Annotated in this window: 24 protein-coding genes and 1 tRNA gene; 17 read left to right on the forward strand and 8 right to left on the reverse strand. The window is 37.3% G+C overall.

The window, feature by feature from the left end; genetic code table 11:
• Nucleotides 1–4: 4 nt before the first annotated feature.
• On the forward strand, nt 5–748 hold the full coding sequence (locus ABMA76_RS00545) for a succinate dehydrogenase/fumarate reductase iron-sulfur subunit (RefSeq protein ID WP_393060605.1): 744 nt from the start codon (nt 5–7) through the stop codon (nt 746–748).
• On the opposite strand, the gene ABMA76_RS00550 is transcribed toward ABMA76_RS00545, so the two are convergent.
• Nucleotides 740–2,152 carry an anion permease gene (locus ABMA76_RS00550; protein ID WP_393060607.1) on the reverse strand — a complete coding sequence of 471 codons (1,413 nt, stop codon included), beginning with the start codon at nt 2,150–2,152 and terminating at the stop codon, nt 740–742. The genes ABMA76_RS00545 and ABMA76_RS00550 overlap by 9 nt on opposite strands.
• Nucleotides 2,153–2,237: 85 nt before the next feature.
• On the opposite strand from ABMA76_RS00550, the gene ABMA76_RS00555 reads away from it, so the two are divergent.
• Together ABMA76_RS00555 and ABMA76_RS00560 are read left to right on the forward strand one after the other, a co-directional pair.
• Entirely contained in the window at nt 2,238–2,564 is a 327-nt protein-coding gene (locus ABMA76_RS00555) for a DOPA 4,5-dioxygenase family protein (protein ID WP_392858229.1), read from the forward strand.
• Nucleotides 2,565–2,694: 130 nt separating this feature from the next.
• Nucleotides 2,695–3,180, forward strand: coding sequence for a hemerythrin domain-containing protein (locus ABMA76_RS00560; RefSeq protein WP_393060609.1), 486 nt, complete (start codon nt 2,695–2,697; stop codon nt 3,178–3,180).
• Here ABMA76_RS00560 and ABMA76_RS00565 read toward each other — a convergent pair.
• The gene (locus ABMA76_RS00565; RefSeq protein WP_393060611.1) at nt 3,177–4,055 is read right to left on the reverse strand and encodes a LysR family transcriptional regulator; all 879 of its coding nucleotides are present in this window, start codon (nt 4,053–4,055) and stop codon (nt 3,177–3,179) included. The two genes, ABMA76_RS00560 and ABMA76_RS00565, sit on opposite strands and share 4 nt — an antisense overlap.
• A 95-nt stretch (nt 4,056–4,150) precedes the next feature.
• Between ABMA76_RS00565 and ABMA76_RS00570 the strand changes: the two genes are divergently transcribed.
• The 7 genes from ABMA76_RS00570 to ABMA76_RS00600 all read left to right on the forward strand — a co-directional run bounded on the left by ABMA76_RS00570 (nt 4,151) and on the right by ABMA76_RS00600 (nt 11,705).
• On the forward strand, nt 4,151–5,266 hold the full coding sequence (locus ABMA76_RS00570) for an S-(hydroxymethyl)glutathione dehydrogenase/class III alcohol dehydrogenase (protein ID WP_392858233.1): 1,116 nt from the start codon (nt 4,151–4,153) through the stop codon (nt 5,264–5,266).
• 7 nt (nt 5,267–5,273) lie between these two features.
• Nucleotides 5,274–6,095 carry an S-formylglutathione hydrolase gene (fghA, locus tag ABMA76_RS00575; RefSeq protein WP_393060613.1) on the forward strand — a complete coding sequence of 274 codons (822 nt, stop codon included), beginning with the start codon at nt 5,274–5,276 and terminating at the stop codon, nt 6,093–6,095.
• 85 nt (nt 6,096–6,180) lie between these two features.
• A complete protein-coding gene (locus ABMA76_RS00580; protein ID WP_393060615.1) occupies nt 6,181–7,521 on the forward strand; it encodes an MBL fold metallo-hydrolase RNA specificity domain-containing protein in 1,341 nt (446 codons plus the stop codon).
• Nucleotides 7,521–8,081 (forward strand): AAA family ATPase, encoded by a 561-nt coding sequence (locus tag ABMA76_RS00585; RefSeq protein ID WP_392858239.1) that lies wholly within the window; start codon nt 7,521–7,523, stop codon nt 8,079–8,081. Before ABMA76_RS00580 ends, ABMA76_RS00585 begins: the two co-directional genes overlap by 1 nt.
• Nucleotides 8,081–8,929, forward strand: a complete 849-nt coding sequence (locus ABMA76_RS00590) for a restriction endonuclease (protein ID WP_393060617.1) — start codon at nt 8,081–8,083, stop codon at nt 8,927–8,929. The genes ABMA76_RS00585 and ABMA76_RS00590 overlap by 1 nt, the downstream gene beginning before the upstream one ends.
• Nucleotides 8,930–9,077: 148 nt before the next feature.
• Complete coding sequence (locus ABMA76_RS00595; RefSeq protein ID WP_393060619.1) at nt 9,078–11,183, forward strand: hypothetical protein; 2,106 nt, start codon at nt 9,078–9,080, stop codon at nt 11,181–11,183.
• 120 nt (nt 11,184–11,303) lie between these two features.
• Nucleotides 11,304–11,705, forward strand: coding sequence for a hypothetical protein (locus ABMA76_RS00600; RefSeq protein WP_393060621.1), 402 nt, complete (start codon nt 11,304–11,306; stop codon nt 11,703–11,705).
• A 165-nt stretch (nt 11,706–11,870) separates the two neighbouring features.
• Here ABMA76_RS00600 and ABMA76_RS00605 read toward each other — a convergent pair.
• A tRNA-Leu gene (locus ABMA76_RS00605) sits at nt 11,871–11,956 on the reverse strand.
• 190 nt (nt 11,957–12,146) lie between these two features.
• On the opposite strand from ABMA76_RS00605, the gene ABMA76_RS00610 reads away from it, so the two are divergent.
• Nucleotides 12,147–14,051, forward strand: a complete 1,905-nt coding sequence (locus tag ABMA76_RS00610) for an alkyl sulfatase dimerization domain-containing protein (RefSeq protein ID WP_393060623.1) — start codon at nt 12,147–12,149, stop codon at nt 14,049–14,051.
• A gap of 6 nt (nt 14,052–14,057) precedes the next feature.
• Here ABMA76_RS00610 and ABMA76_RS00615 read toward each other — a convergent pair whose 3' ends face one another.
• Both ABMA76_RS00615 and ABMA76_RS00620 read right to left on the reverse strand, forming a co-directional pair.
• Complete coding sequence (locus tag ABMA76_RS00615; RefSeq protein ID WP_393060625.1) at nt 14,058–15,002, reverse strand: NAD-dependent epimerase/dehydratase family protein; 945 nt, start codon at nt 15,000–15,002, stop codon at nt 14,058–14,060.
• Nucleotides 14,995–15,915: a lysophospholipid acyltransferase family protein gene (locus ABMA76_RS00620; protein WP_393060627.1), complete on the reverse strand. Its 921-nt coding sequence runs from the start codon at nt 15,913–15,915 to the stop codon at nt 14,995–14,997. The genes ABMA76_RS00615 and ABMA76_RS00620 overlap by 8 nt, the downstream gene beginning before the upstream one ends.
• A gap of 60 nt (nt 15,916–15,975) precedes the next feature.
• Between ABMA76_RS00620 and ABMA76_RS00625 the strand changes: the two genes are divergently transcribed.
• Nucleotides 15,976–16,275, forward strand: a complete 300-nt coding sequence (locus tag ABMA76_RS00625; RefSeq protein WP_392858265.1) for a hypothetical protein — start codon at nt 15,976–15,978, stop codon at nt 16,273–16,275.
• 1 nt (nt 16,276) lies between these two features.
• Here the strand turns inward: ABMA76_RS00625 and yihA are convergent, their stop codons facing one another.
• Nucleotides 16,277–16,954 (reverse strand): ribosome biogenesis GTP-binding protein YihA/YsxC, encoded by a 678-nt coding sequence (gene yihA / locus ABMA76_RS00630; RefSeq protein WP_393060629.1) that lies wholly within the window; start codon nt 16,952–16,954, stop codon nt 16,277–16,279.
• Between the two features lie 53 nt (nt 16,955–17,007).
• On the opposite strand from yihA, the gene ABMA76_RS00635 reads away from it, so the two are divergent.
• The gene (locus ABMA76_RS00635) at nt 17,008–18,249 is read left to right on the forward strand and encodes a sigma 54-interacting transcriptional regulator (RefSeq protein ID WP_393060631.1); all 1,242 of its coding nucleotides are present in this window, start codon (nt 17,008–17,010) and stop codon (nt 18,247–18,249) included.
• Here ABMA76_RS00635 and ABMA76_RS00640 read toward each other — a convergent pair.
• The gene (locus ABMA76_RS00640) at nt 18,238–19,107 is read right to left on the reverse strand and encodes a flagellar basal body-associated FliL family protein (RefSeq protein ID WP_393060633.1); all 870 of its coding nucleotides are present in this window, start codon (nt 19,105–19,107) and stop codon (nt 18,238–18,240) included. The genes ABMA76_RS00635 and ABMA76_RS00640 overlap by 12 nt on opposite strands.
• A 200-nt stretch (nt 19,108–19,307) precedes the next feature.
• Between ABMA76_RS00640 and ABMA76_RS00645 the strand changes: the two genes are divergently transcribed.
• The 4 genes from ABMA76_RS00645 to ABMA76_RS00660 all read left to right on the forward strand — a co-directional run bounded on the left by ABMA76_RS00645 (nt 19,308) and on the right by ABMA76_RS00660 (nt 23,708).
• Entirely contained in the window at nt 19,308–19,964 is a 657-nt protein-coding gene (locus ABMA76_RS00645; protein WP_393060635.1) for a hypothetical protein, read from the forward strand.
• Nucleotides 19,965–20,069: 105 nt separating this feature from the next.
• Nucleotides 20,070–20,951 carry a YicC/YloC family endoribonuclease gene (locus ABMA76_RS00650; RefSeq protein WP_393060637.1) on the forward strand — a complete coding sequence of 294 codons (882 nt, stop codon included), beginning with the start codon at nt 20,070–20,072 and terminating at the stop codon, nt 20,949–20,951.
• Between the two features lie 4 nt (nt 20,952–20,955).
• Nucleotides 20,956–21,522 (forward strand): guanylate kinase, encoded by a 567-nt coding sequence (gene gmk, locus ABMA76_RS00655; RefSeq protein WP_392858280.1) that lies wholly within the window; start codon nt 20,956–20,958, stop codon nt 21,520–21,522.
• Nucleotides 21,522–23,708, forward strand: a complete 2,187-nt coding sequence (locus ABMA76_RS00660; protein ID WP_021268329.1) for a bifunctional (p)ppGpp synthetase/guanosine-3',5'-bis(diphosphate) 3'-pyrophosphohydrolase — start codon at nt 21,522–21,524, stop codon at nt 23,706–23,708. Before gmk ends, ABMA76_RS00660 begins: the two co-directional genes overlap by 1 nt.
• 96 nt (nt 23,709–23,804) lie before the next feature.
• Here the strand turns inward: ABMA76_RS00660 and ABMA76_RS00665 are convergent, their stop codons facing one another.
• Entirely contained in the window at nt 23,805–25,262 is a 1,458-nt protein-coding gene (locus ABMA76_RS00665) for a leucyl aminopeptidase family protein (protein ID WP_393060639.1), read from the reverse strand.
• Between the last annotated feature and the right edge of the window lie 16 nt (nt 25,263–25,278).

The following is a 25,278-nucleotide window of genomic DNA, read 5'->3' on the forward strand; positions in this document are numbered from 1 at the left end:
AATAATGAAAGTAACTTTTAAGATTTGGCGTCAAGAAAATTCAAAGTCAGAAGGACAATTTGTCGAGTATGAGCTTGATAACGTTACTGAAGATATGTCCTTTTTAGAGGCCCTCGATATGTTAAATGAAAGTCTCGTTTTAAAAGGCGAGAAGGTTATTGCATATGATTATGATTGTCGTGAGGGGATCTGTGGCCAGTGTGGAGTTTTTATCAATGGTAGAGCTCATGGGCCACATGCTAATACAACAACTTGCCAATTACATATGAGAAGTTTTACTGATGATGTAGTAATTGTTGTCGAGCCATGGAGAGCAAAGTCATTTCCGGTTGTAAAGGATTTAGTTGTCGATAGAAGTGCTCTTGATCGCATTATTGAAAGTGGTGGTTATATCACTGCTAAAACAGGAACTGCTCCTGAAGCTAACTCAATTTTAATTGGAAAAGAAGTTGCTGACCTATCAATGGACTCAGCCGCTTGTATTGGGTGTGGAGCTTGTATCGCAACTTGTAAGAATTCATCCGCTGCTCTTTTTACCTCAGCGAAATTAACTCACCTAAACCTCCTCCCCCAGGGAAAGGTTGAAGAAGGTAGAAGAACACTGGCAATGACGAAGCAAATGGAGTTAGAGGAATTTGGTCACTGCTCTTTTACTGGTGCATGTGAAATTGAATGTCCTGAAGGAATTTCAATCTCAAATATTGCGAGGATGAATTTTAATCTTTTAAAAGCTAAGGTCTTAAAATAGTCCAAGTAGCTTCCACCAGGTACCGCCAATAATCATCCAGATTAAGATATTTATGATGGAAATAAGAAATCCCATCTTCCACCAGTCCGATAGCTCAACATATCCTGAGCCAAAGAAGACTGGGGCAGGTCCTGACCCATAGTGTGTTAGTGAACCAAAGAGGTTTGAGAAAAAACCAAGAGTTATTGCCATTAAGTAGGGAGGCACCCCTACTTGCACTCCGACTCCTATAAAGACTGCTGCCATTGCTGTGACGTGGGCCGTGGCCGATGCAAAGAAATAGTGCGAGTAGAAGTAAATCCCTGCTAAAATGGGAAAGGCAAGTGTCCAAGTGAGAGCAGACACTTCCATTGCCACATACTTACTAAACCACGGGACAAAGCCAAACTTATTTAAGTAGTCGGCCATCATGACAAGGACACCAAACCAAATTAGCGTATCCCAAGCTCCCTTTTCTGACTTGATGTCATCCCAATTTAATACGCCAGTAATAAGAAGAATCGATAGGCCCCCAAAGGCAGTTGTTGTTGCATTTATTTTCAATGTACTGCCTAAGATCCAAAAAGTGATAAGGAAAATAAAAGTCGCTATCATAATCCATTCTTGCTTGCTCATGCGACCCATTTCTTCAAGTTTCATTTTTGCAATTTCTTGTGCACCAGGAGTTTCTTTTATTGTTGGTGGATAAACAAAGTAGATAGCTAGAGGAACAATAATTAAGGAAACAATACCTGGTACAATGGCAGCAAGGGCCCAACCTCCCCATGTTATCTTGACTCCATTATCTGCGGCAAATTGTTGGATAAGTGGATTGGCCGCCATTGAAGTAATAAACATTGCAGACGTCACCATGCAAACTTGAAAGCAACTAAGAGTTAAGTAGTGTCCAATTTTACGATTGGTAGGATCGTTGGGTTTCGAATCATAGCTGAGGCTTAAAGACTTCATGATTGGAAAAATAATTCCTCCACCTCTTGCTGTATTAGAAGGTGTTGCAGGTGCAAGAATCAAGTCACTTATTGCTAGGCCGTAAGCAAGGCCTAGTGTTCTTCTTCCAAGTAGGTAGACGAAGTAGTAGGCAATACGAGATCCAAGTCTTGTTTTGACAAAGCCTTGTGCAATAAAAAAGGCCGTAACAATTAACCATATGGTGCTATTGGAAAAGCCTGTCAGGGCCTCACCCTTTATCTTAAGTGTCTGTGTCAGTAGACCTATTGAAAGTCCCGCTATACACATCGATCCCATGGGCATGGCCTTAATGATAATTCCTAAAATCGTACTTAAGAATATGGCAAAGAGATGCCATGCTTTTGGTTCAAGGCCGTCCGGTATCGATCGACTCCAAATGAATGCACCAATTGCAATAACGCAAATAAGCCTAATGATTTTTACTTCATATTTCATGATAGCTTTCCCTTTTAAATAAATTAATTTTAATGGTGATGATGAGAATGTTGCAATTTAAGAAAAAATTTAAGAAGATGCGGTCATGGAAATTACATCATATCATGCACATTTATATTACGATGAATCGACTTATGAGAAGGCCTTACAGGTTATAGAGAAAGTTAAGACTTTAGATTATGTTCAAGTCGGAAGAGCGCACCAGAAAGAGGTTGGGCCACACCCGCGTTGGAGCTGTCAGTTTCTTTTTGCCGCGGATAAATTAAACGAGATGATTCCTTGGTTACTTGAAAATAGAGATGACTTAACTGTTTTTACACATGCTAATACGGGAAATGATTATCTTGATCATACTCAAAATACTCTGTGGATGGGTGAAATTTTAGACCTTAAATTAGATATCTTTAAATAGATCAAGAAAACACTAAATACGACAAGTTGATTTATGTCATAAAATCACAAAGCTGATGTAAATCATGTTGCGCCCTGCGTAGGTTGCTATACTTATTAGAAGTTTAGTTATTACTGCAGGGGTAAAGTAAGTGAGTAAAGTTTCAAATTTTAAAGAGCAAGTCGATAAGCTTGTTTCTTTTCATCAACAAATTCGTACAGAATTTAAAAGTCTAATTATTTTATCGCAGGCAGTAGGGGAATCTTCAAAAGATAGGCCAGGGGCCCCTCGTGGGATCTCAGAATTTCTATTAAGATTTTGGATAACCCTTGAAGCAGATATGCAAAATGAAGAAAGGTATATTTTCCCTTTAATACTTAGGGGAAATTGTAGTGATGCATATGAGTATATTAAAGAAATGACTCAAGAGCATATGGAACAAGAGGAAGAACTTAGAGGCCTGATTAAAATGGTACAAGATTATGAGCTTCAAGAAAAGACTTGTCCTGAATGGGAAGGCCTTTATAAGAAAGTAAGGAAGGCCGTTGATAATCTCTGTAGGCATATGAATTACGAAAATGAAGTTATGTATTCATTTCTTTCAAATTATGAAAATAGAAATGGTGCCGCTATCTAGAAAAGTACAACACCAAACTCTTGAAGAATCAATTTCACTGTAGGTGAAATTGACTTCTTTGACGGCGTTACTGCCCAAATTGGAATTGACTGATTTGTGTACTCACTAAGCAAAGGCAGTAAAGTCTTATTTCTAATATGATCTAAAACATAGACAGCCGGAAGTTTACAAATGCCTAGGCCTTGTAAGGCAGCATTCATTTGAGCACGTCCATTAGAACTTTTAAAATTCCCTTTAATTTTTATACTTTCTTTTTGGCCATCATTGGAAAATTGCCAAGTATCGTTATTTCCAATTAGACAATTGTGGGAGTTAAGATCCTTTGGTTTCTTTGGCTGTCCAAATTTATTAATATAATTTGGTGAAGCACAAACAAACTCCATACGATCAGCGATTTGAATTGCAAAGCCTTTCTTTGGTTTTTTAGAGGTTACTCGAATGGCAAGATCAAACTCATGAGAAGTAATATCAATTAACTCAGTAGAGAAAACTAATTCGGCCTCAATACCAGGATGTTTCATCATAATATTTGAGATCATCGGAGCAATGATATCCTCTCCATATGCACCGGCCAAAGAGATTCTTATTTTATCTTTAGTCGCCTCAAAACTTTCTTTAGATTGCTTAGTAAATCTTTCTATTTCTTGGATATGATTCGCACAAATTTCATAGTAATTTTTACCAAAGTCAGTAAAGTCGATGAAGCGCGTATTTCTCTTAAGGAGTGGTTGTCCTAACTTGTCCTCAAGTTCTTTAACCGCCTTGCTTAAATGTGAACGTGACACATTTAGGGCATCAGCTGCCTTTGTAAATGATCGATATTGTGCAACTTTTATAAAACTATAGATATGACTTAGGTCTTTTATTGTTTCCATATGTAAACAATTTGTCGAGTAACGTCACGATTGTCAACAATCTAAAATGGGCCTAAAATAGATCAATTAATTAACAAATACCGGAGGTACTAAATATGAAAGTAAAAGCAGCTGTTGCTTGGGGACCAAATGAGCCACTTAAAATTGAAGAAGTCGATCTAGAGGGACCAAAGAAAGGTGAAGTTCTAGTTAAGATGCATGCTACTGGTGTATGTCATACTGATGCATTTACTCTTTCGGGGGCCGATCCTGAAGGTTTATTCCCAGTTATCCTCGGTCACGAAGGTGGCGGTGTTGTTGTTGAAGTAGGTGAAGGTGTAACAAGTGTGGAAGTCGGTGATCACGTTATCCCTCTATACACTGCTGAATGTGGTGAGTGTAAGATGTGTAAGTCTGGAAAGACAAATCTATGTTCATCTGTTCGTGAAACTCAAGGTAGAGGACTTATGCCAGATGGGACAAGTCGCTTCTCTAAAGATGGAAAAATGATTCATCACTATATGGGAACTTCTACTTTTGCCGAGTACACAGTTGTTGCTGAAGTCTCTCTTGCAAAAGTAAGTAAAGAAGCTCCTCTTGATAAAGTATGTCTTCTCGGTTGTGGTGTTACAACTGGTATTGGTGCTGTTTTCAACACTGCCAAAGTAGAAGAAGGTGCAACTATTGCAGTATTTGGTATGGGAGGAATTGGTCTATCAGTTCTTCAAGGTGCAAAGATGGCCAAAGCTGGCAGAATCATTGCTATTGATATTAATGACGACAAGAAAGAAATGGCCATGAAATTTGGTGCAACAGATTTCATTAATCCAAAAAATTACGATAAGCCGATTCAAGAAGTTATTGTTGAATTAACTGACGGTGGAGTTGATTACTCATTCGAATGTGTTGGTAATGTAAATTTAATGAGATCGGCCCTTGAGTGTTGTCATAAAGGTTGGGGAGAATCAATTATTATTGGTGTTGCCGGAGCTGGACAAGAGATCAGTACTCGTCCATTCCAACTAGTAACTGGACGCGTTTGGCGTGGTAGTGCTTTTGGTGGCGTAAAAGGAAGAACAGAGCTTCCTGGTTATGTTGATCGTTATATGTCTGGTGAAATTAACCTAGATGATCTTGTAACATTTAAGTTACCATTAGAAGAGATCAATAAGGCATTTGATCTAATGCACGAAGGAAAGGCAATTAGAACTGTAATTGATTACACAATGTAGGATTATTATGAAATTTGAAAAATTGAAATCACATAAATCATTTGGTGGGGAGACGGCTTTTTGTCTTCACACTTCAAATATAACAAAGACAGAGATGAAGTTTTCATACTTCAAGCCTGCTAGTGATAAAATTGAAAATATAATTATCTGGTTATCAGGTCTAACATGTACGGAAGAAAACTTTATTACAAAAGCTGGAGCACAGGCCTATCTTGCTGATAGTAAGACAATGATTGTTTGTCCAGATACTTCTCCTCGTGGACTTGACCTACCAGGTGAACACGATAGTTACGACTTTGGCTCAGGTGCAGGCTTCTATCTCAATGCAACGACAGAAGGTTATAAAGATCATTATAAGATGTATGAATATATCGTTAGTGAATTTATACCAATGCTTAAAGAGTCTTATGGTGATGTGAGATTTTCTATTACTGGACACTCAATGGGAGGACATGGAGCACTTGTTATAGGCCTAAATAACCCAGAGTTATTTCATGCTATCTCTGCATTTTCTCCAATTGTTAATCCTACTCAAGTTCCTTGGGGAAAGAAAGCTTTTGCAGGCTATCTCGGAGATAATAAAGAAGATTGGAAACAATACGATGCTTGTGAACTAATTAGAAGTGGGAAAACTCACTCTAAAAAGATCTTAATAGAACAAGGTCTTGCTGACGAATTCTTTGAAGAACAGTTAAAAACTAAGAATTTCGAGAATGTTTGCGCTGATTTTAATCAGGAATTAGTTGTTAATTACCGTGAAGGTTATGATCATAGTTACTACTTCATCGCTTCTTTTATCGAAGATCATCTAAAACACTTAATTTCTTAAGATATTAGTTTAAGAGAGGGCCTTCGGGCCCTTTTTTGTTTACTTTAGTTTTGAATTTGAGTGAATTGTCGATATAATTATCCTCATGGATAAAATGAAACTAAGATTTTATGGCGCGACATCTACTGTCACTGGTTCTAAAACCTTTCTAACAATTAATCGTAAGAATATTCTTATTGATAGTGGAATGTTTCAAGGTGGAAAAGACTCTAATAAGTTAAATAGTAAACTTCCTGATTTTGATATTGCGGAAATTGATTCGATCTTCCTTACTCATGCTCACTATGATCACTCTGGTTATCTTCCTGTATTAGTAAAAAATGGATTCAGGGGAAAGATATATTGTACAGAAGTGACGAAGAAGATTGTTGAAATAATTCTAAGGGATTCAGCTAATATTCAAGAAAATGATTTCAAAGAAAAGAAAATAAGTGAAGTTCTTTATGATTTAGATGATGTCGATAAAACCATGACTCACTTTAGAGTGGTTGAGAAAGGCAAATGGCTAGGTGAGGACTTTCGCTATATCTTTGAAGAGGCCGGCCATATCTTAGGGGCCACTAGTATTACTTTTGATAATGGTGATTCTAAGATTTGTTTTTCTGGTGATGTTGGACGTAAGGATGACTTGATTCACCTGCCACCACATAAGGAAACAGAGGCCGACTATCTCGTTATTGAATCGACTTATGGAGATCGTCTTCATAAGAAAGTAGATACGCAATCGGTACTAAAAAAACATATTAAAAGAATCATCTCGACACAAGGTGTGCTTTTGGTCCCTGCCTTTGCAGTGGCCCGAACGCAAGTCATTATCTATGAGCTATTTGAGCTTTTTGAAAAATATCCTGAAATTGAAATTCCTATCTATCTCGACACTCCGATGGGGGTGCGAGTAACTAGGTTATATATGCAAGAAGCTGAGAAGTTAAAAGTTGATTCAAAGCGCTTTATCGATGCCATGAAAAAGGTTCGTTTTGTTGAATATAGTAGTGATTCAAAGAAACTTGCACGAGCGAAAAAGCCATTTATTTTAATCAGTTCTTCCGGAATGATTAGCGGTGGTAAAATTTTAAAGTATATGGATATGTACGCAAAACATGAAAATAACACTGTTCTCATCACTGGCTTTCAAGGAGAGGGAACTATTGGGCGTAAACTTGTGGATGATGAAAGAGAGATTTACCTCTTAGGTCACACGATGAATGTTAGAGCACATATTGAAAAACTGGAATCTGTTTCGGCCCATGCCGATCGCGATGAATTATTAGATTATATTAAAAACTCAGGAACTAGTTTAAAGAAAGTTTTTGTTAATCACGGTGAAGAGCCTGTTGTCGAAAACTTTGTAAAGACTATTCAAGAGAGCTTAGGATTTGAGGCCGTCAATGTTGAAGATGGTATCGATTATATTTTGGGGGAATAATGAAAATTGTTGTTACTGGTGGTCCTGGTGGAGGAAAAACTACAGCGCTTGATCTTTTTAAAAGAGAGTTAGTAGAAAATATTGTTGTTGTTCCTGAAGCTGCAACTTCTGTTTTTCAAAGTGGTGTTGCTAGAGATAAGAGACCTGAAGTTGTAAAAGATATTCAAAAAATGATCTATGACTATCAAGTGAATCTAGAATCAATATATGAGAAACAGAATCCTGATAAGATTTTACTCTGTGACCGTGGAACCCTTGATGGAATGGCCTATTGGCCAGATGAATGTGGATCATTCTTTGATAAAATCAATTCAACTTATGATCACGAACTAAATCGTTATGACGCCGTTATTTTTTTTGAAACTGGTGCAAACTCTGGTGGTGATATCACGAGTAATAATATCTATCGTAGTGAAACAAATCGTCAGGCAATTGAATTAGATCATAAGCTAAAAGAGATTTGGTCTGTTCATCCGAACTTTTACTTTGTTGATAGCAAAAAGTCATTTATGGATAAAATCATAAGTGGTGTTGAGATTTTGAAAACAGTTGTTAAATAATGAAAAGCACGAAAAAGAGCAAGAAAGCTAAGAAATTAAAATTTATCGTTCAAAAGGTGAATCGTACTTTTGAAGAATTTGATAAGAAAAAGTTTAAGAAAAGCTTAGAGGCGGCCGGGGTTTCTGAAGAAGCTACTCAAGAAATTGTTAAGAAGATCTCAGAAGAGTTGGACCCATTTTCAACAACTAATGCCATCCACCAGAAGACTTATCAAGCTCTGAGGAAGAGGTCTAAATTAGATGCAGCTAATTATAATATCAAAAGGGCCATCTATAAATTAGGGCCTACAGGTTATCCTTTTGAAATACTTTGTGCTGAGATGTTAAAATCGAAAGGTTATAAAACAAAAGTTTCTGTTATTAAGAAAGGTAAGTTTGTTAGCCATGAGGTTGATGTTGTTGCAACTAGGCCTGACGGTGATATTTACTGTGAATGTAAATTTCATAATCGAAAGTATTATAAAAATGATGTGAAGATACCTCTTTATGTTCATGCCCGCTACTTAGATATTAAAGAGGCCAATCCTGAATTGAATTTTAAATATGCTCTAATCTCAAATACACAATTCTCAGAAGATGCAATTAAGTATGCTAAGGGTGTAGACCTACTTCTCTTTTCAATGAATTACCCAAAGAAGAATACATTCTGTCATTTAATCCAGCGCTATCGAATTTATCCTATTACTGTCTTGTCTACCCTTAGAGCACGAGAAAAAAAGCAATTATTGGACAAGGGAATTGTTATTATTAAGCATATTAATCGGGCGTGCCTGAAGGCATTGAACTTAAATGATAGCGAAATCCGAAAGGTTCTCAAGGAAGTTAAAGTTCTAATGAACAAAGAGTAAACCTCTTATTTAACTCAGTTAAGTACTTGAAAGTACGCAATTTCAGCTGTTTATCTTTAGTAATAATTACAGCATAACTCTTATTTTCTAATTATCGTTCATAAAACTGGCATAATCGCGCTATGCGTAATTTTGGAGGAAGATAATTATGAAAAGAGTAATGTCTACATTTCTGTCGTCACTTTTATTGGTCACATCAGTTAGTGCGACGGCCGGTGATTTTGAGAATTATGTAAAAACCTTAAAGTATAGCAAGCTCGACTCTAAGCTTGGTGGAGATATTAAGAATATTGTTACTCGCAATAAGCTTCCACTTACTCGTCCAGAGTTTTGTCCTTTAAATAATACGCGCTCTTATGAAGAGGCCCTAAGTAGCCTAAAGGCAATTGTTACAGTTTTCAAAGACGATTGTTTTGATGGAAACGAATCCTTAATTGAGCAAGTGCTTAATAGTTCAAATGAACTTGAAGAGGAATTAAATAAGTTAAAAGAAGAACAGGGGAAAGAAACAGTTGATGTGATTCCTTCTGCTGATGAAGTTGATATCAATGGTATTCCTCTAATGCAGGTTATGAATGGAGTAAACACACTCTTTTCAAATAATAAGTGTTCAAGCCTTGATCGTACTTCTTTCCTAGAACGCTCTGCTGATGTTATTCAGACATTTTCACAATTCGGTCTCTATTCTCCATCTGGTGTAACAGTTGCTTATGGTGGTTTAGCAGTCGCTTCAATTCTAAGATTTGTGAATAATATTTTTAATGACCGTTTCCAGTTTGAAAACGAAGAAGATATCAATACTTTCGTTAAACTTAATTGTGCATACTATGATGTTAGAAACCAAGTAAAAGCACTTGAGGTTTTTGATATTGATACTGATAGACACTATACAGACAAAGAAATATCAAAGGCACTTGTTGCTCAAGTGAAGAAAGAGCTAGAGTCACTGAAGAAAGCTAAAGACAGTGTTGAAGTCGAGTTCGAAAAGATCAAGGAAGCTGAAGTTGCTAAAGTTGATGCTGACGTTGAGAAGCTAATTGCTGGTCTATATGAAAAAATGAAAAGTCCTCTTTCTGATAAGCCGGGAAAATCAGCTACATATCAACAAGCTGAAATCCTTGGAGAGCTTGCTTACTCTAAACCACTACTAGAAGAGTACTTAGATGAATATATCGCAGAATCTCAAGGTGCGGATCGTTTCTTAAATATGCTATTTAAGCAGAAGTTAAGTAAGCTAGACAATGCAATGGAGTTAATGGAGTTAAGTGTAAAGGATTTCAATCAGCAATTTCTTACAGATATGGCCAGCTCATTTAATCGTGTTCTAAACAATATTGAAGAAAAGAGAAAAAAGGCCCGTGATAACTTCGATGATACTTATATGATTTCACTTGGTGAAGAAAGTATCTCAGTTAAAGAGTATAAAGAACTTCTAAAGAGTGATGATCTTAAAAAGAGAGAAAAGGGAATTACTGACGCTTATAATGCAATTGCAGAAGTTGATAATCGTTTAGCGGCCATTATTGCAAAGAAAGAGTATTCTTCTGAAGATTCAAAAGATGGTGACCTTAGAGAAATTATTAAGTCTCTTGATATCGTTCGCAATCACGTCTATGGAAAGTATGGACGTGAGTTCTTAGATAAGATGAGAAGTCTTTCAGAAGAGCAAAATAAAAACTTTAATCAAAAGTATAAAGACCTAGAAAAGAATTACGAAATCACTAATTCTGGTGACTCAGCAGATCTTGGCGAAGATGCACAATTAAATGCTTGTGTTGATGTACAGACAACGAGAGAGATTTGGGTTTATGCTCAAAAGCTTTCTGAGCTTGGTTATGACTTCATTGCAACAAATAACGATATCTTTGGTGATGCAGACAATGCTGATAGAAAGAGAATTAAGTCACATAATGATTCGGCCATCCTTGCTCGTCGTATTATCACAGCAAGAAACTACCTAAAGAAGATTGCAATGCAAAGAGAGCTTGGGCGTGAAGATGTTGAAGTTGAAGGAAAGAAATACTCTCTTACAGAAGCAGAAGGTGTTGTTCGTAATATTGAATTTTATGGGAAGAGTCTTACGCTAGAAGAAGCGCAGGACTACCTTGATAATAAATTTGGGCAAAAGGGATTAAGAGGAGATCGACTTGGTCAGATTATGATGGAAATCATTAATAATCGTGACAAAACAGTTGGGCTTCAAAAATTCTATAAAGTCCATAAATGTTCAAACCTTTCGACAATTTCAAGATAATTAGGGGCCAGCATTAGCTGGCCTTTTTTTATATGTATTTTATTTAGGGTGTCTTGTTTAACTGTTCTTGCGTGCTATAAGTCACAAAATATTATTAATACTTAAATCAGGAGATAATTGATGAAATCAATGATCATAGCTCTAATTTCACTAGTATCAGTAAATGTTATGGCAAAGTCTGTAACAAAGAATTTAACTAATGAAGAAACTCAACTTGTCGTTAATCTTGCTAACCAATATAAAGTTGAGCTTCAAGTAAGTGGCCCATGTACTAAGGTTGAATTTAATATTATCGATAGTATTAAAGGATACAATCCAGCTGTATGGAGCTTAAATGCAGGCTATATGACTTATCTTTTAGAAGATAGTGAAGCGACTGGCCTAGTATATCTTTTTGATCGTGTCGAAGTTCCTTCGGTAATGATTAACTCATTTACACAAGTTTCAAAAGCGACAATTACTGGTTCTTCTTGTGGATTTAATCCTTACAAGTGGACTATCTCATTTGATGATTTAGAGTAGGGGCTTGTCTTTATGCTGGCGAGACTTGGTCAGCTTCGGCTCCTGCCTTCGCTGACATACGTCGCATCCTGCTCCTAAACTCGAATCAAGTTAAAGATCTATTACCCACGCAACAATAAAAAAGACCTTAGATAATCGCTACGCTCATACCTAAGGTCTTTTTAATGGTGGCCCGGGCGAGACTTGAACTCGCACAGTATTGCTACCGGCGGATTTTGAATCCGCTGTGTCTACCATTCCACCACCGGGCCATTGAGAATAGAATAAGTCTATTCATTTCATGGAAATCAGTCAATTATTAATAATTTCTAACTTTTATTTTTGCCCTGTGTCTTCTCTGTGGTGCTTAAAATTAATTCACTATTGTTAACTGAACTTAGGTTCTTCTTTCTTTGTTAGATGTCGAAAGACTCATTGAAGAAACTCTACAAAGGAAGAATTATGAAAGTTGGATTTCTCGTTTTTATTCTGTGTGCAATCTCATTTTTTGTGGGAAGAGGGACATCCTTTATGGGAAGTGCTCTTAGTGTAAATACCCTCATCCACGATAATCCTATGATGAAGGCCAAAGATAAGAAGTTATCAAAACTTGAAAATGGTGCACTTGTTGATAGCGAGACGATGAATTATTGGAATTTAGCACAGGAAAGTGAAAAGCGTGGCTCCTATGATAAATTAACAACCGTTAACTTAGGAAGCGGACTCTTCACTGTTGGAAGTGACAGCATTGTTAACTCGCATTTCATTATCGGTAAAGATGGCGTGATTGTGTACGACACTGGTGATAATGAGCACGATGCTAATGTTTTCTATAACGAAATGAGAAAGGTAACAAGACTTCCTGTTAGGGCAATCATCTATTCTCATGAGCATTATAGCCTTGGTGCCAAGCTCTTTGTTGATCAAGAAAGGCGACGAGGGAATCAAAATATCAAGATTATTGGCCACCCAAATACGAATAAAGTTATGGCCGTTTCTGGTGGTGTTGAGGCCCTTCATCCTGAAGTTGGTGGAGTGCTGATGGCCAGGTCAGTTGAGCAATTCAATCTTTATTTACCGGATAAGGGAGACGATGCGCGATTTAAGAATACGATCATCCCCGATAATAATGGTTTTGTTCCAGTAAACACACCTGTGAGAAATGGCCAAAAGTTAACGATAGCAGGCATTGGAATGACATTTTATACGAAAGATATTGGGACAGATACTTCTAACCAAGTTTTAGTACATATACCTTCGAAGAAGGCCGTTCTCAATAATGTCATGTGGGGATGGTTTCCAAATATTTATAGTCTTCGTGGCGGAAAGTATCGAAACCCTGAAGATTGGAAAAGGTCTGTTGAGTTTATTAAGAAGCTAAAACCTGAAATCCTAATGAGTACACATTCTACGAGTATAAAAGGTAGCGATAGGGTTGCTCAACGCTTACAAAATTACCAAGACGGGCTTTCTTTTGTTTTAGATCAAACTCTAAAAGGTATTTCACTGGGTATGGGTCCGGATGAGCTAAGATACTTTGTGACAATTCCAGACTACCTAAAAACAGAACCAACATTGATTGAAAATTATGGTCCAATTTCTTCAATGCCACCACGAATTTATAATGCCATTTTTGGACAATTTAATCGTGATGCAACAACTCTCTACCGTCTTCACCCTGATGATGAGGCGAAGAGGATCGTTCTTGCTATGGGAGGGGAAACTAGAGTCAAGTCCCTTGCGGATTATGCATACAAAGATGGAGACTACCAGTGGTCTTGTCAGCTTGCGAATTACTTAGTTCGCGTAAATAAGAGCAGTGACAATAATCAAATTAAAGCAAATTGTTTAAAACAAATTGGTTATCGAAGCCTTGCAACAACTGCACGAAGTTGGGCATTAAGCCAGGCCAGAGCTGCAGAAGGAAAGGTTGCAATTATTAAGAATGCTCCAGCTACATTTAATCAAGTAAGAGGTAATGCTAGTTCATTTGTGAATAATTATCGTATTAGAATTAACCCAGGTCGAGCGCAAGGGACAGATAAATTCATTGCCATTAATCTTGGTTATGGTGAAAAATACGGCCTACATATTAGAAATGCAGTAGTTGACTTTGTAAGTGATAGAAGAAAAATTGATAAGATGAAAGATCTGGAAGTTCATATGAATAAAGATACATTTACAAAGCTGTATAATAATTTCGGTACAGTCGATGACTTTATTGCTTCTGCTGATATAGGAATTGAAAAGGGGACAAGAGAAGAAGTTGTTGAAGCCTTTTCTAATTTCGATGTTATATATGATTGGGAAAACGATCCAGCTTTAAATACAGTAAAAGAAAGAACTCTTGCAAGTGAAGAGGAATAAATAGACTTAGCCCTTTCGTATTAGCGAAAGGGTTTTTCTGCTGTTATATTGATAAATATCTTCAGGGATAAATTGGTTTATTTTTGAGTTATCAATAATACATGAGTACATAACAAAATCGATGAAGTAGCTAGGAAATGGCCAGATCTTTCGAATCGCTTTCGATAGTACTTCCAAGGTAAAAACAGGAAATGGAAAGTCTCTAGTGCCAGTTATTTTCTTTGCCTCTTGCAGAGAGATTGTCTCACTAGGGGCAACGTTGTAGACACCTGTTGGTAGCTTGTCGAGAGATTGAAATAAAATATTTGCCATGTCATATTCATGAATGAATTGCATCATTGGATTGAAATCGATAGGTACTGGAGTCATATTAGAGGTAAGGTATCTTGATATCGTATTATCAATTTGTGGCCCAATAATATTGCATGGCCTAAGAACAACGGTTTCAATATTTTCTCTATTTTTCCACATCCAGTTTGTACAAAGAGCATCGACTTCTGTCACATCTCGAAGTTCTGGATGCTTGATACTAACTTTTAAAGGATAGTCTTCATTAATAAAGACTGGGTTATCAGCTTGGGCACCGTAGACATGGAAGGTACTAAGCATAATGAATTTCTTTATAGAATACTTCTCAGCAAGTTCTAAGACCTTACTTGTGTTGATAAGGCTAAAGCTTAAGCGTTCTTCGGCACTTCCTCCTGGTGGAGTTATTCTACCGATCTGATAAATTGTTTCAAATCTATTTTCACGAAATAGTTTTTCAAAATTTCTACGAGTATAGCGCATGCGATGAAAAGTGAAATTTTCAAAATCTACTTCATTCTTCATTCTTCTTGAGTCAATTCCAATAATTCTCGCATCAGGAATTCTCTTTGCGAGTAGCCCACAGAGAATATTTGAAAGGCCACCTGAAGCACCGATGATCAGGATTGAACGTTTGCTATTCATCGGCCTCTTCCTTTGTCACTTTCTTTGTAAAGGCCCATGGCCTACGAGTCTTTCTTCCTTCATTAAGCATTGATTGGATAACTCGCTCTAATTCACGAATATGTGGATTGATTAAGCTGTCTTCACTGTCTGAATTGATATCAGTTGGTAATTCAATTGGTTTCCCTACGTGAATATCAATAGGAGACGGTAGTGGAAAGTAATTAGCACTTATTGGAAGAGCTGGTAATTTTAAAAACTTCGCAACAGAGCTTGCCTGATAGACATAAGGAAAGATTTCTTCAGCACCGACTACGGCAACGGGAAGAATCTTTACTCCACTTTTAAGGGCCATGCGAAAGAAGCCTGGTGTGAATTCTTGGACATTATAAAAGTTACTTGTGCTTTTTGAAACTCCTCTAACTCCTTCTGGAAAGATGAGAAGAGATTCCCCGCGCTTTAAAAGATTTAGGCAATTATCGCGATCACCAAGAACTGCGCCACATTCTGAAGACCACTTGTTGATAAATGGTAGGGCGGTAAAGAAGCGTTCAACCATTGGCCTAAGAACTCGTGGTGGTTCATTTTCGAACGCAAAGGCACATCCTATCATTAGGCCATCAATGGCAATTTGACCGGAGTGGTTTGAAATGACCATATACTGTTCATCTTTGATATTCTCTTTTCCAAAAAGACGCACCTTAAAGTAGTGGCGATAAATGGTGTAGAGGATCTCAAAGCTTTTACGCGCTTTAGGTATACTAAGTCCCCATGGATCTTCACTTTGTCCATATAGTTCCAATAGACTTTGATAAGTTTTTTCAAGATTATCTTTTTCTTCATTAGTGAGCATGTCCTTGTAACTTGCAAGCTTGCTTTCAAGAACCTGTTCAAAAGAAGAAAATTTTTTTGCTAAAAAATCTAATGAAATCATACTTATCTTTTTGTAAAATAGGGGACGATCTATTATTTATTCTATCTGAAAGAGTGAATTATGCAAAAAGAGGAATGGAAAACCAAGCTTAAGAAAATAGTTGACGAGTGTTCTCAGGAACTATCAAAGGCAACTGTAATTGGAAAGAAGATGCTTACGGCATCCCATACAAATACTTTGCTTAATGAGAAGTATCAAGAGTTGGGACAACTGGCCGCTAAGCACTTAAAGTCTGGGATTCTTGAGTGGGAAAACCCAAGGGTTGATGAGCTCTTAAAAGAAATTAAGGAATATGAAGATCAACTTCACCTCATGGAAGAAGATGTCTCTAATATTAAGTCCAAATGCTCAAAAGAGTAGTTTAGTCTCGTTGAGTATTTGCTAGCTCATATTGTAATAACAGATAATTAATGATGGCATTTTCTAGTTGAGGAACACCTTGTCCTTTCAGTGCCGAAATAAAGTGAATCTGAGTTACCCACTTGTGCTCTTTAAAGATTGCTGGTTTTAACTTATTTAAAGCCGCTCTATCTTTTTGTGTCTTAAGTTTATCAAGCTTATTAAATAATAAAAATGCTTCATGACCAAATGGACTTAGGTAGTCTCTAAAAACTAGGTCGGCCTTTTGGTTAGGGTGACGAGCATCTTGCAGGTTAAGCATTAGGTTTTGTTCCCCACAATTTCTGAAGAACTCATCCATTAGATTTGCCCAATGAGCATGGATCTCTTTTGATACTTTCGCGTGTCCATAACCTGGAAGGTCAAATAGGTAAAACGGTGGAATATTATCTACAATCTTACCTTCTTTTTCTAACTGAAAAGAAAAAATATTAACTTGGCGTGTACGTCCTGGAGTCTTAGAAGTAACAGCTGTGCTCTTACCGAATAAAGAGTTAATTGTTGATGACTTCCCCGCATTAGAGCGGCCAATAAAACTTACACCAATTGGTTTCTCTGCGTTTAACCATTCGATTAATTGGTTAACGTCTGTCATTCCGTATCTGAATTGAGTTGTCCCTTTGGCAATTTTATATTCCATTTTACTTCTCTTCCGTTTATCAACGATTCTGCTTAAATTCTAAGGAGTTATATATGCTAGAAGTACCAAAGTTAGACAAGCTTGTAAAAGACACATTTTGTGCCCATGGAAATTCTATAGAGATTACACCTTTATTTGGCCCAAAACGTCGAATTTTATTGAATCGAACAGCCTATCATATTGATTTAACAGGAAAAGATCTCATTGTAGGGCCCTTAAGAATCACTCTACCAATACTATCAGAAAATGAGGAGGCCGAGTTTAATTTATCAATTGTGAAGACTAATGTTGGTGATACATTCTGTCTTTCAGGTATAAATGGAGCGACATTTAGAATCAATGGCACTTTTTCATCACATGCCTATTTAAGAAAAGGTGATGAAGTCGCCTTTGGCCGTAATCGTATTCGCTGCTTAAGTGATGATGTTGAGCAGGAAATTGGCCTGGACTATCGAGTTCATCCAAAGCTTAACGTATTAATTGAAGGTGAAACTGGAACAGGGAAAACACACTTAGCAAAAAGTCTACACGAGCAAAGTGGAGTCTGTGGAAATTTTGTGCACTTAAACTTGAGTTCATATTCTCAAAACATTTTAGAATCAGAATTATTTGGCCATAAGAAAGGGGCATTTACAGGTGCTTTAAGTGATAAAGATGGAGCATTAAAAATTGCAAGTGGAGGGACGTTATTCTTAGATGAAATTGACTCAATTTCAAAAGAGACACAAGCTAAGCTGCTCTTATTTCTCGATGATGGGCTTTTTTATCCTGTTGGATCAAATCAAGCTGAATTTATAAAGACAAGGGTTATCGTTGCCTCTGGTCGTCCTCTTGAAAAACTAGTCCAGCAAGGGCAGATGAGGGCCGACTTTTTCTTTCGAGTGTCTTCGGAGGAAGTGATCAGACTTGATTCTTTACGTGATTGTGAGAAGCGTTTAGATCAACTGCTTAACTCATATGAATTTAAACATGGTATTACGATTCATCCGAAACTAAAAAGGTTTTACCAAAATTATTCATGGCCTGGAAATATTAGACAACTCAATGCTCACCTTAGAAAGAAGCACTTGAAAGGGAAGACTAATCTTCTGACTTATTGTGAGATCGATGAATCTCTCATGAAGCTAAATCAAATGGAAATGGTATCTCAAGATGATCATCATTTTTATTCCTATCGAGAAATGAAGTATCATTACTTTCTAAAAATATATAATCATTGTGATCAGAATATTAAAGCTTCAGCAAAGGTCTTAGGAGTTACAAATCAGACACTTCGAACTGTTTTATCCATTTAGAATTGAATCGATATAAACTCTTTCAACGTGGCCGTCGATTTTTAAGTCCTCTATCAATTTGTTGACTTCGTAGCGTACTTTCTCTTTGATGATCTTCTTACCTTCAGGCTCAAGGGGAAAGTTCGGTACAACTGCTTGAAGTGACTCATTAAGACGGTCACGTATTAAAATCTCATTTTCTGGTTTATAGAAATATTGTGCTGTGTAGCGGTTATTAGTCTCTAGAAGTACATCAATAAGAAGAGACTTCATTCCATTTCTATTCTTAATATAAATAGGAACATCCACGTTTCTCAAAAAGATGGTTCTCTTATTTGCAAGACGGTAACGAGAACGGCCCCATTTAGCTTTTTCAAGTTCATCTGCACTTGCGATTTTTCTTTCTTGCTTAGGAGAAGTTTTATCTGAGATTTCCTGAATATTCTGATAAACAGAAATCCCTGTGAGTGAAAACACTGTTAGGGTACAAGTTATACCAACGGCCTTTGCTGGTGAGATTGCTGCAAGCTTCATCGCTACATTCTTTGACCAAAATCCCTTGGCTGCATTGTATGCCATATGAGGAATTTCTCCGGAAAGCTTAAAGTTTTTGAAGGCCTCGCCAATAGTGGCCAAACTTTGCTTCTTTGCCAGCATGAATGTGACGAATGCAGCAAGCTTAAGCCTAAACCATTTCCTCGCTGGTCCAGTCAGAAACTCTGGTAGAGATAAAATCTTTTTGATAAGGCCGGTAATTGTGGCCAAGAAATTACGATAGAGATGCTTGATCTTGTCAGGTGTGATTCCCGTAAAGAAATTGGCCAGATTTGTAAGCAAACCATTTAAATATTTTTCAATTTTTAGCCATTTATTCATCATTACGAAATATCCCCAAATCTATCTCTATAGTGCTTATCGGCAAGTGGTCAAAATACCTGAGTCTGTGGAGTCAATTCCTGAGTAATTTAATAGGCTAGGAAGTTTTTTCTGGATGTGGAGGAAGCTGAATGGATTCTTAAGAAATCCCAATAATTACACCGTAAAGAAGGGTGATGGGGAGAATTATTTAAGGAGAAGACATGCTTAGAGCATTAACATTACTTTCACTTTTGGCCATTGTTTCATGTGGGCCGATCTCGATAGATCGCCAGTTTCTTGATGTTATGGGAGAAGAAGATGAGGGATTCTCACTATTTAGCCCCGGTCAGGCCTTTGATACGGTTGGTGGAGACCCAAGCTATGTTAAATATAGTAGGGATGAGATGATGAAAAGAACGCCATCTAGTGAGGAGGATTATCCTGCATGGTCGCAAGAAAAGCGATTAAAAATGGAGCTTCAAGCAAAACTAGATAGTATGCGCCCGGAAGATCGAGAAGCTTTTCGTCGCAAGGAAAGGATGTTTGATAATGACTCACAGAAGCTCTACTACTTAACTTTGACCAGAGTTGAGCAGCATCAATATGGAAAAACTCTTGTGCAGTACGAGAGACAAAGAAAGTTTGAGGCACGTAAGCCTGCTTCAATTTTTCACTATTCACCAAGAGCTCAGGCCCACCGCGAAATAGCTCTGGGAATGGATAAAAAGAATGTAATTGATAGATGGGGTAACCCTCATCGCGTTGACACAGCAGGTAATCCACAGCTTGAAAATGAGCGATGGACCTTCTTTGAAAATGGAGACCGTAAATATGTCTACTTTAGCCAAGGAAAGGTTGAAGGTTGGTCTCTGGAGTAGTCTGGCCAATAGTTAAGGAAGTATAATAAATATCGAATATTATTACTTCTAGCGGTTGATATCGCTGTGTATTTGAGTTAAAAAAGTCATTCATTGGGAGAGGAAATGGCCAAAAATATTTATTCAATGACTGGCTTTGGTAAGGCCGAAGCAGGTAGTGAAAGCCTTCAGGTTACAGTCGAGATCAAGACTGTAAATCATCGTTTTAAAGATATTCGATTTAAAATGTCTTCACTATTCAATAGTGTTGAACTTGAAATGAGAAATCTTATTTCACAAAATTTCAAACGCGGAAGCTTTGATATAAACGTTAGTTATAAACGCCTAGAAACGAAATCACGTTTTGATGATATTGATACTGAAAAAGTGAACGCTTTTATCAGCTCGATGAAGCATCTGGCCGATAAGAATGATGTTCAACTTGATATTAAGCCAACTGATTTTTTACGTAATGAATTTATGAAAGAAGTCGATGAGTCTTCAATTGATGAGATGAATACATTTGCAATTGATGCCCTAAAGGGTGCCATTGAAAATTTAAAAGAGTCTCGTAAGGTTGAAGGTCAGAAAATGGTCGATGTTATTAAGAAGCATCAGCAATCTTATGAAGAGTTTTTTAATATTGTAAATGATAAGTCAGATGAATTCCAAGCGGCCGTAAAGGAAAGGCTTGAGAAGCGATTTGATGAATATAAAACGGCGATGCCAGTAGATGAACCTCGCTTTATGCAAGAGGTAATCTTCTACTTAGAAAAGATGGATATTCACGAAGAAATTAATCGTATTAATGCCCACCTTTCTAAACTTAATGATCTCCTTACAAAAGGTGGAGAAGTTGGCCGTCAAATAGATTTTCTTATTCAAGAACTTAACCGTGAAACGAATACAACGGGATCGAAGTCAACTCTTCAAGAGATCTCTGAAGCCGTTGTTCAAATGAAGGTTCAGTTAGAAAAGATTCGAGAGCAAGGTTTAAACCTCGAGTAGTATTATGAGTGAAGGTAAAATTATAGTTATTGTTGCACCATCTGGATCAGGGAAATCAACTCTGATTAAGAGAATTAAAAATGAATTCCACGATCTTTTGGAATCTGTTTCTTTTACAACACGTAAGGCACGTGAAGGTGAAGAAAATGGACAGCACTATAACTTTATTACGGAAGAAAAGTTTCTTGCTATGAAAGAGCAAGATGCATTCTTAGAGTGGGCACAAGTTCACGGAAATTATTACGGTACATCAAAAGAGTTCGTGGAGAGTGAAATTGCCAAAGGGCATAATCTACTTTTCGATCTTGATGTTCAGGGTACTGACTCATTTAAGGAATACTTTGGTGACCGAGCACGTGTGATCTTTATTGCACCACCTAGTGTTGAAGCATTAGAGCAAAGGCTTCGTGGCCGCGGTACAGAGACAGATGAAAGTTTAAATATTCGTCTTGATAATGCAAAACGTGAATTACTAAGAAAGAATGATTACGATTATCTTGTGGTTAATGACGACCTTGAGACGGCATATATTGAATTAAAAGATATTTTTGAAGGAATCTTAAGAAAGTAATGTACCAGCAACTCGATTTCGCCCATGAGCGCGAATTAAATATTGATGAACTTTGTCGACGTGTCGAAACTTATTATCCAGACGCGGATTTCACTCTTTTAAGAAAAGCTTATCTCTTTGCAGAAAAGTCCCATGAGGGACAAATGCGAAGCTCTGGAGAGAAGTATATCATTCACCCGCTGAATGTTGCTGCAACTTTAGTTAAGCTTCATATGGACCTTGATACGATTATTGCAGGCCTTCTTCACGATGTCGTGGAAGATTGCAGTGTCACTCCTGAAGAAATTGAAAAAGAATTTACGACTGAAATTGCTCAAATTGTTGTTGGCCTAACTAAGATCTCTAAAATGAAGTTTAAGTCTAAGGAACAATCACAAGCGGAAAACTTCCGTAAAATGGTTGTTGCGATGGCACAAGACTTACGAGTTATTATTGTTAAGCTTGCAGATCGTATGCACAATATGAAAACCCTTCAGTATGTACGTGAAGAAAAACAAAAGCGTATTGCGGAAGAAACACTTGATATCTATGTTCCTTTAGCATCGAGACTAGGTATCAACTCAGTTAAGATTGAACTTGAAGATATTTGTCTTCGCTACTTACACCCGGATGTTTATTATCGTTTGGCCGAAAAAGTTGCGATGAAAAAGAGTGATCGTGAAATCTATATTGGAGACACGATTGGTGTCGTAACTGAAAAGCTTTTCGAATACTCGGTGAAGGCCGATATTACAGGGCGTTCTAAACACTTCTATTCAATTTATAAGAAGATGGTTTCTCGTGGTGTTGATTTCGAACAAATTCACGATATTCTAGCTTTTAGAATTATAGTTAATAATATTACAGAGTGCTACAAGGCCCTTGGTGTAATTCATTCTGCATTCACTCCTATTCCTGGCCGCTTTAAAGACTATATTGCGATTCCAAAGGTTAACAACTACCAGTCTCTTCACACGACTGTTGTTGGGCCTAAGGCAGAAAGAATTGAAATACAGATTCGTACCCAAGAGATGCATGAAGTTGCTGAACGAGGGATTGCTGCTCACTGGAAGTATAAAGAAGGGATGTCTTCTGGTAAGACGAAACTAGATTGGGTACAAGAACTTCTTGAGTATAATAAAGATACTGACAATAGTTCTGAGTTCATGTCACATGTTAAGAATGACTTAGATGTTGGTGGAGTTTTTGTTTTCACTCCTAATGGAGATGTTTTTGAATTGCAAGATAACTCAACACCACTAGACTTTGCCTATCGTGTCCACACCGATATTGGACATCGTTGTGTTGGTGCGAAAGTAAACGGCAGAATGGTACCATTAAAGTACGTTCTTCGCTCAGGTGATACGATTGAGATCTTAACTTCTAAAACTCAAACACCTAATAAAGATTGGCTTAATATTGTTAAGTCTTCTAAGGCAAAGGCCAAGATTAAATCATGGCTTCTCAAGGCCGAAAGAGAGCGCAATATTGAAGTTGGTAAAGAAACTCTTGATAAGGCATTCAAGGTACTTGGTACGACTTTAAAAGCAGTTTTAAAGCGTAACGAGCTTGATTATGCGAAAGAAAATTTAACGAATGTAAAAACATATAGTGAAATCTATAATAACGTAGGTGCTGGAAAACTTCATGTTGATAAGGTTATCGAATGTATTCCAGGTCTTAAAGACGAAAAAGTTGATGATGCGAAAAAGAAGGAGATCTCATCTCTTACTTCAACTATTTCTCGTACAGCTAAGAAGCGTGCCCATAAAGATAATGCAGTAATTGTTGATGGGATGGATGACTTAATGGTACGTATGGCCCGTTGCTGTAATCCAATTCCTGGTGATCCGATAATTGGTTATATTACTCGTGGACGTGGAATTACAATTCATCGTTCAGACTGTACTCGCTACGATGTAGGTGATGTTGGAAGACAGATTGCCGTTGAATGGAATGAGAATTTCACATTCAAGCATCCAGTAAATATCAGAGTTCTTACTCATGATCGTCCAGGTATTCTTTCAATGATCTCTAAAGAAATTGGAAATCTTGGTGTTAATATTCGCTCAGCGATGGCGAAGTCAACGCAAGATAGAAAGGGTAGCTTAATTTTTGAAATTGAAGTTAAGGATTATTCGGAACTTCTTAAGACGATTTCTGGACTTGAAGCACTAGACTCCGTGATCTCTGTTACAAGAGGATAGCGAACCATCGCAATAAAATGAAATTTATATTCAACAAGCCGGGTTCAAGCCCGGCTTTGTTGTCTGAGGAGTAATGGGAAAGCTCCTCTTATGCAATTAATCTTGAAAGTATCCAATTAAAGTTTCAACACCTTGACCAGAACCACCTTCTTGGGCCAGTGAAGGTCTAAATCCACTTGTCCAACCAAAGATATCAAAGTGTGCCCACTTAGTGTCACCAATAAATTTCTCTAGGAAAAGTGCTGCACCAATTGAGCCGCCTTTTACCTTAGACATATTATTCATATCGGCAAAATTCGATTTGAAGCCTTTGTAGTAAGGTCTATATAAAGGCATACGCCAAGAAAGGTCACCGTTCTTTTGTGAAGCCTTTAGAAGTTTGTCTGCAAGCTCGTCATCGTTTGCAAACATACTTGTGACAAAATCACCCATCGAGACTTTTGCGGCTCCTGTTAATGTTGCAAAATCAATTAAAACTTCTGGCTTTTCTTTTTGAGTGATTGCAATATCCATAGCATCCGCAAGAGCTAGTCTTCCTTCTGCATCAGTATTACCAATTTCAACTTTTAGGCCATTGCGAGAAGTATAGATATCGCCTGGACGAGAAGCTAATTCATTAATTGAGTTTTCTGCAAGTGCTAGGTAAAGGTCTATCTTCTTTTTCACGCCTGATTTTTCAAGCCAAGTAGCAAAGCCCATAACTGTAGCTGAACCACCCATGTCTTTTTTCATTACGCCCATACCGGCGCCACTTTTAACATTTAAACCACCACAGTCAAATGTGATTCCTTTTCCAACGATTGCAGTAGGTTTCCCCTTTGCTCCTGCTGGCCTGTATTTAAGGTGAACAATTCTTGGAGGAGTTGCAGATGCTTGTCCAACGCTTAGAATTAGCCCACAATTTTCTTTGGCAAGTTTCTTCTCGTCATAAATAGCAACCTTCATTGTCGTTGATTTTGCAAAATACTTCTTAACAGCATTTGCATAAGTTACAGGATTTAGCATATTTGCTGGAAGGTTAACGAGGTGTCTTGCTGTATTAATTGATTGTGCCACTGATAGAGCTGAGTCTACAGTTGATTTCGTTACTTTCTTTCCGTCGTCAAAGAAAGAGATAGCACCAAAGCTAAGTTCTTCTTTAAAGCGGTAAAGGGCGAGTTCTAATCCTACGATTGCACCAGTAATCATTTCTTTATCAAGTCCGTAGAAGTTAACTTCTACTTTCTTTGATCTCTCTTTTGTGATTTGACCAACAAGAGATCCTAGGGCCTCTCTTGCAAGAGAGTAGTTGCTATCCGCAATAAGATTATAATGTTGCTCTTCAGTTTTAACTTCTTCAATAACCTTGAAGATAATAGGTCCTTCACTACCAAGGATACTAACTTCTTTCTCTTCTCCAATTCTGTCAATGATCCACTCAGGGATATGCTCAGAATGAGTGATATTACTTTCTTCTAATGCACTAGCTGTTAGTAAGTAAATTCTCGTTACTGTTGAACGAAGTGTTTTTGGGCCACTTTTCTTAGTTGCCATGATTGATGGAACGATATTCATTATTCCTCCTATTTAA

The sequence above is a fragment of the Halobacteriovorax sp. ZH5_bin.2 genome, from assembly GCF_043196375.1.
Classification (GTDB): Bacteria; Bdellovibrionota; Bacteriovoracia; order Bacteriovoracales; family Bacteriovoracaceae; genus Halobacteriovorax_A.